The sequence below is a fragment of the bacterium genome, from assembly GCA_023150945.1.
Classification (GTDB): domain Bacteria; phylum Zhuqueibacterota; class Zhuqueibacteria; order Zhuqueibacterales; family Zhuqueibacteraceae; genus Coneutiohabitans.
The window spans coordinates 220,731-226,831 of sequence record JAKLJX010000012.1 but is presented as its reverse complement, the minus strand read 5'-3'; the positions used below and the strand labels follow the sequence as shown (position 1 = coordinate 226,831).

The 6,101-nt window shown below is 58.0% G+C and carries 5 protein-coding genes; 1 reads left to right on the top strand and 4 read right to left on the bottom strand.

Annotated features, from left to right (window positions below; all coding sequences use genetic code 11):
* Window positions 1–1,169, top strand: a 1,169-nt coding sequence (locus L6R21_16850; GenBank protein ID MCK6560865.1) for a hypothetical protein, incomplete at its 5' end; no start/stop codon positions are given.
* A 391-nt stretch (window positions 1,170–1,560) separates the two neighbouring features.
* Here L6R21_16850 and L6R21_16845 read toward each other — a convergent pair.
* The 4 genes from L6R21_16845 to L6R21_16830 form a co-directional block, all read right to left on the bottom strand.
* The gene (locus L6R21_16845; GenBank protein MCK6560864.1) at window positions 1,561–2,547 is read right to left on the bottom strand and encodes an SDR family NAD(P)-dependent oxidoreductase; all 987 of its coding nucleotides are present in this window, start codon (window positions 2,545–2,547) and stop codon (window positions 1,561–1,563) included.
* A 429-nt stretch (window positions 2,548–2,976) separates the two neighbouring features.
* Entirely contained in the window at window positions 2,977–3,816 is an 840-nt protein-coding gene (locus tag L6R21_16840; GenBank protein MCK6560863.1) for a hypothetical protein, read from the bottom strand.
* A 213-nt stretch (window positions 3,817–4,029) separates the two neighbouring features.
* Complete coding sequence (locus L6R21_16835) at window positions 4,030–4,527, bottom strand: DinB family protein (GenBank protein MCK6560862.1); 498 nt, start codon at window positions 4,525–4,527, stop codon at window positions 4,030–4,032.
* 286 nt (window positions 4,528–4,813) lie between these two features.
* The gene (locus L6R21_16830) at window positions 4,814–6,088 is read right to left on the bottom strand and encodes a sterol desaturase family protein (GenBank protein ID MCK6560861.1); all 1,275 of its coding nucleotides are present in this window, start codon (window positions 6,086–6,088) and stop codon (window positions 4,814–4,816) included.
* Between the last annotated feature and the right edge of the window lie 13 nt (window positions 6,089–6,101).

Genomic DNA, 6,101 nt, shown 5'->3' with positions numbered 1-6,101 from the left:
AAAACTGGGGACATGTGACCATTGGCATTTCGCCGCATCCACCGTTTGCCGCAAAGATTATCTTGAACGGCCACGAGTGGCTGGCAGAGCGTGCCAACCGTCGTGGTTTAGCATATCAGAAACACGAAAATTGTCTGACTGAAATCACCGACGGCCAAGCGCTCCAAGAGCTTGCAGATACCTTGTCTGAAGGGCATCTCTTGGACGTTTGCCGTCGGTGGATGCCCCGCGTAATGAGGGGTTTAACGGCCCAAGAGCTCAAAGCTTCAGGCATTGCGCGACTGCTCTCCTTCATGCAAGTGGAATACGCTCACAACATGTTGTTTCGGCAGCCACGCTACTTGCAGTGGGTCTATCAAAACATGATTGATGAAACCCGGCAACGCTTGCGCCCGGGAAGCATCAATACGGTCTTTGGCAAAGATCGCCGAGGGGTGAAGATCAAAAGCATGAGCCTGCGCCTCGAGAATCCTGAGTATGATTTGACCACGGTGAATCTCTGGTTTGGGAGCAACCGGATCAAAACGTACGACCAAGGCGAGCGCGTGCTCCGCACCGAAGCCAAGATCAATCATCCCCGCGCTCTGGGTTTAAAAAAGAGTCTGTCGGCATGGCCGAAGTACCGTCACCGCATGGAGCAGATGATCCGGACTTATCACAACACTTTGCAGGCGGCAACTCAATGTCGCTTACCGCACGAAAGACTTGAGCACTTGCAAGCGCCCACCCTTCAAAATCACCTTCGGGTTCCCGGGATTCAATTGACACATCGTCGCGTGATGACGGTGCTGAGAACCGCCGTGGCGCTTGCGAAACGACCGGATGGCTTTACCGCCGCTGAGCTTTATGCGCAGGTGCGACAACGTTTGCAGGGCCAGGAGTATACGAAATCGCAACTGACCTATGACCTGCGCAAGCTCAAAGCCAAAACGATCATCACGAAAATTACCGGGCGCCAACGCTATCGTTTTACCACCGACGGTCTGCAAAGCGCGGTGGGGTTGATCGTGTTCCGCGATGAGATTCTTGAACCCGTGTTAGCCTCCGCTCACATTAACAAGAAGCCTGGCCCAAAGCCCAAACTAAACTATCGCGATCAACTCTATCGCAATATTCAGATCAATCTTGAAGCATTGTGTGTCGACTATGGCCTCAAACAGGCCGCTTAAAATGACAAAGAACTTTCAGAATTTTATTCTATGTTTGAAGAGGTAATCCGCCTAAACAGGGGCGAACAGGGACAACAGAGAAGAAAGTCTCTGTTATCTCTGTTTGCTTCTGTTTAGTTTTTTTTAGTTGAATCGCTGCAAAAAGGGCAAGAATTCTCTCGCCACCAAGGCACGAAGACAACGAGAAAAAAACTTACTGCCTCCGCGCCGCTGCGGTGAGCTTTTGCTGTGGATGTTACGGCACCGTGCCGAAATCTTCACAGGATCCTTACTGGATGATAGTCGAGGTAAAGCATACTTTTCAAACCAACAGTGCACTGCCTGCTCTTGACTGACGGCATCAAATTCGCCTGCCAACCTTGCTGCCGCAGGCTCGCGAGATTCGAACCCCTCACGGCCAATCAGGAAACACCAGCTCGCCCGGCCCCTGCCACCAATACTCATAAAAAGCCTCGTCACATTTGCGATAGCGGCCGTACTTCTCGACGAAATACCTGCCCCAGTTGGGCCGGCTGCCATCGCGATCAGTGAAGCCGTACTCTTCCGCCAACTCCCATGAGCTGAAGACCCGGCCGGTTTTCCGCATGATCTGCGCATCAGCGGCCAGGCGCGCGACCGCGCGGCCGACGAACAGCGGCGTCTCTGACGCAAGAAAATCCGCATCCTGCTTCGCGCCCTCCTGCCAGTTGTCTGCGGTCACGCCGAAACGATCGAGCATGGCTTCGGAGCGCAAAAAACCGGGCGTGACCGCCACCGCCGCAATCTGGCGGCGCCGCAGCTCGCGGGCCATCGCAAAAGCCAGGCGAATGACCGAGGTTTTCACGAGATCATAGAAGAGATTGCCGCGATAGCCGAAAAAATCGCCGTCCGTGATTTCCACGATCAGGCCCGCAGTGCCGTTAAGCATCAGCGGCACACCTAAGCGGCTGGTGATGAGGTGTGAATGCACGGCGCGCTGCAGCACGAGCAGGCCTTTTTCCAATGACAGCTCCCAAAACGGGGTGCCGAACTCCGTCAGCTCGTCGCCGCCCCAAATGTCATTGACCAGAATATCCAGGCGGCCCTGCTCGGCTTTGACGCGCTCGAACAAGGCCTGCACTTGCGCGGGCACGGTGTGGTCGACCTGCAGGGCCAGTCCCGCGCCGCCGGCGCTCGTCACCAATTCCGCGGTTTCTTCGATGGTTTCCCGGCGCTGCGCCAGCGCAAAGGGCGCCGCTTTATCCGGCCGGCGGCCGCCAAGCGCAGCGCGCGTGCTGCGGCCGGTGCAATAAACCGTGGCACCCGCCTCGCCGAGAGCGCAGGCAATGCCGCGCCCAGCGCCGCGGGTGGCGCCCGCCACCACGGCGACTTTGCCGGTCAGGGCTTTTGCTGTATTCATCTGCGTTGGCCTTATGATTTGCTCACCGGTAAGTACCACAACGCTAAGGATACACTCTCCTCGTTTAGAAGGCCAGCTTGACCCCGACGGGGTCGCATGTGATAGCCCACGGGCAGCGCCCTGGGAACCGATAAAATCTATCGCACATAGCCAAGGGGCAGCATTCCAGACGTCGTTCTATGGCGCCCCGCATGGGGCTTGGTGAGATCTCATGAATACCGATTTTCCAGGGCGTTGCCCTTCGCTTTTACATTTCGCCAGCTTGGGGCTGTTTGTCTGTGCCATAGAATTCGACTTAACGTTGTAGTACTAATCACACGGCGCGGTGAATTGACGGCGACAACATGAACTAGCTTGTTCGATTTATCAATGCTTGTTGCTGGCAGAGTCGCCGCCACACACAAGATGCCAATGCCCCTCCCGGCAACATCAGCCCCAGCGCGATTCAAAAGCCTTTCTGTTCTGCAAGTTTCTGGCGTTGATCTCTTCTTCCGATTCGAGGACCAGCACTTTCAGCAGATCCAATCGCCGGGCCAGTTTGGCAAGGCCGAGTTGCTGTAAGCGAATCAGCTTGTGCGTGAGTGCCGTGCGTGCCGCGGCGGCGGAGGGCGCGAGCTGCAGCGGAGCAAGCCATTCCGCGGGCAGGCTGGCCGCAATCGCGCGCAGCCGGTCCTCGGAAATGCCGCGCAACTGACCGAGAAAGGCATGCGCGCTCGTCTCCGGCCGATAAAAGGGATGCCGTTTGAGCTGCTTCAAGATCACATGCTCGCGATAGGCCGCGCCGGTGAGCAGACTTCTGATCTCGAAGTCCGAGGAATAGTCCAGACTCCACAACCGGCCGCCGTGCACAATCAGGTTTGGATTGCTGCCGGTGCGGTCGAGATTGAGCAGGAGCAGATCGAAGAGGAAAAGGCGTTGCTGCACAGCGTCGTCGAGGCCGGCGGCGGCTTCCGCGCGAAAAGGAGAGGCCTCGGGCAAAAAGATCGTTGCCAGGTTGAGGCCCTCACTTTTCGCCAACAGCTCTTTGATTTCCGGGTCAGCCGCCTGGCCGGCCAGCCCGGCGGAAACCCAAATCGCGACCGGCGGCAGCACCGGCACTTCGAGCAATTCGCCGAGCCGGCCCGCCAGCCATTCGATGACGCGGGCGAGCAGGCCATCGCCGGCGGCATTGAGTTTGACGACGTAGGTTTGGCCGTCATCGCCGCCGAGCAGCAACGGCAGCGAAGAGCCGCGGCGGATTTCTTGCTGGAAACGGAGGGCGTGGAGCAATGAGCCTTCTCTCTTTTTCGTGCTGGTAAAGGCCGGCATGCGCATGCTTGGTTGCGCGGCCGGCGGTTCCAATTGCGGCACGCGGTTCTTGCGGCTGATACTTTCTGCCTCGAGAGTTGCCCGCGAAACACGTGAACGGCGGCCCGCACGCGCCAGAGTCATCATGCCGTGCTGGTGTTGCGCGGGCAGAAACTTCAACGATGCGACGGTAGGCTATTCCTGCGGCGGCAGGTTCATGGCGGCCCACTCTTCGCGCGCCGGGCCGTAGATGCCGGGGACTTTGAGCCCGGCTTGACGCATGAGCACCGTCATTTGGCCGCGATGATGGGCTTGATGCAGGAGGGTGGCCCACAACACTTGGCCCTTGGCCCATTCTTCGCCGTACATCGAAACAATGTCGCGCAACGCGGCATCCGTCCAGTGTTTCTTCACCTGGTCACGCACCGAAGCCGTGCCCTTTTCATAAGCCGCGATGAGGTCATTCACTTTGCCGGGAATCGGCATGTCATCCTTCGGGGCGTCAACCGGGAGGCCGGCTTCCGACAGCATGTGCAGCGAGGTGGTCAGGTGCCAGGCCAGCTTCCCCAGACTGCGGCCCTCGGGCGTTACTTTCTGCGCCAGGCTGGCGGCGGTGAGGTTGCGGAAGAGCTTGAGCGTCATCCCGCTTTCTTCTTCCCACACCTTCACGAAATCTTCGATCGTACGCAGCATCTCTTCTCCTTCTTTTTTTGATACAAAGTAACTCTTGCGACACGTTGATTGTGTGCCGACAAAAATAAGTCGCCGGTGCGACAGCCTGATGTCAGCAGTTCAAGTCATTGCAGAATACCGCCCGGGCGCTTTGTCCTGAACGGAAGTGAGTCTCATTCGACTTGGACACGCTTCTGGGCCAAGCGCCCGGGCGGTTTCTTCATTTCTGGGCAGACATTTGCAGATCAAGCGTCACTGGCCGGCTGCCGTCCCGGCAACGCATGGGCGGGCGCAACACGGTCAGCATTCATGGCGCTTCTGAAAGCCGCCAGCTTTCTGTATTTTCGCTGGCAGCCGGCGCGGGCGCAAAGAACACATGGCGGTAGCTGGCCAGCCAAAACGCAAAGCCGGCAAAAAGCGACACCGCCAGCACGAGCGCGAGGCCGAACCACTCGCTGCCGGCAAAGGCCAGCATCGTGACAAAGGCCAGCAACACCAACCGCGCCAACTCCAGCCGGAAGGCCCAGCCGCGTTTGTCCAGAATGCCGCCGAGGGTCAAAAGCGCCAACAGGATCATGCCGCCGGCAATGAGATGCCAGCGCAGCGGCCAGGTGTTTTCTTTTTGCAGCATAAAGAAAGTGGCGGCCACCACCGGACTGAAATGCAGCAACACGTAGAGATTCAAACCCAACGGCAATTTGGTATCATACTTGACGTAGGTTTCCGGCGTCACCTCGGGATGGGGCGGCAGCGGCGGCAGGCCGGCGGGCCGCCATTCCGGCGGCATGAAGAAGAGTTTGACGCGGTCGATCCAGCGCGGAAACTGGCCGGCGAGGTGCTTGAGTTTGGCCCAGTAATGGAAATTGGCCCAAATCGGATTCCAACTGTTGAGCGGCTCGGTGACGCCATACACCACCGGCTCGGTTTCCGGTTCAAAGGTGCCGAATAGGCGATCCCAAATGATGAAGATGCCGGCGTAATTTTTGTCGAGATATTTGGGATTGCGGCCGTGATGCACGCGGTGATGCGAGGGCGTGTTGAGCACCCACTCCAGCGGGCCGAGTTTGTCGACGGCGCGGGTGTGAATCCAAAACTGATACAGCGTGTCGAAAGCCGACATGGTGAGAAACATCAGCGGCGGAAAACCGATGAGCGCGAGCGGCAGGTAGAAGATCCACGAAAACCAGCTTTGCAACGTGCCCTGCCGCAGCGCCACCGCCAGGTTGAATTCCTCGCTTTGGTGATGCACGATGTGCGCGGCCCAGGGCGCGTTCATGCGATGGCTGACGCGATGAAACCAGTAATAGCAGAAATCCACGCCGAACAGCAACACCAGCCACGCCGCCACGGAGGTGGAGGAAATTTCCAGCAGCCGGAAGTTTTCATAGAGCCACACATAGCCGCCGACGATGATGACTTTGCTGAACACGCCCACCACTTGTTGCGCCACGCCGCAGCTCAGGTCATTGATGGCATCGTTGAAGCGGTAGTATTCTTTGCGTTCATGGCGGGCAAACCAGACTTCCACGCCGATGAGCAGCAGAAAAAAAGGAATCGCCAGGGCGATGTAGTTGAGATCCATGCCTCCTCCGTGA

Bases quoted from the DNA above. Each gene is read 5' to 3' on its own strand.
- L6R21_16845 (MCK6560864.1), bottom strand. From the start codon at position 2,547: ATGAATACAGCAAAAGCCCTGACCGGCAAAGTCGCCGTGGTGGCGGGC.
- L6R21_16835 (MCK6560862.1), bottom strand. From the start codon at position 4,527: ATGCTGCGTACGATCGAAGATTTCGTGAAGGTGTGGGAAGAAGAAAGC.
- L6R21_16830 (MCK6560861.1), bottom strand. From the start codon at position 6,088: ATGGATCTCAACTACATCGCCCTGGCGATTCCTTTTTTTCTGCTGCTC.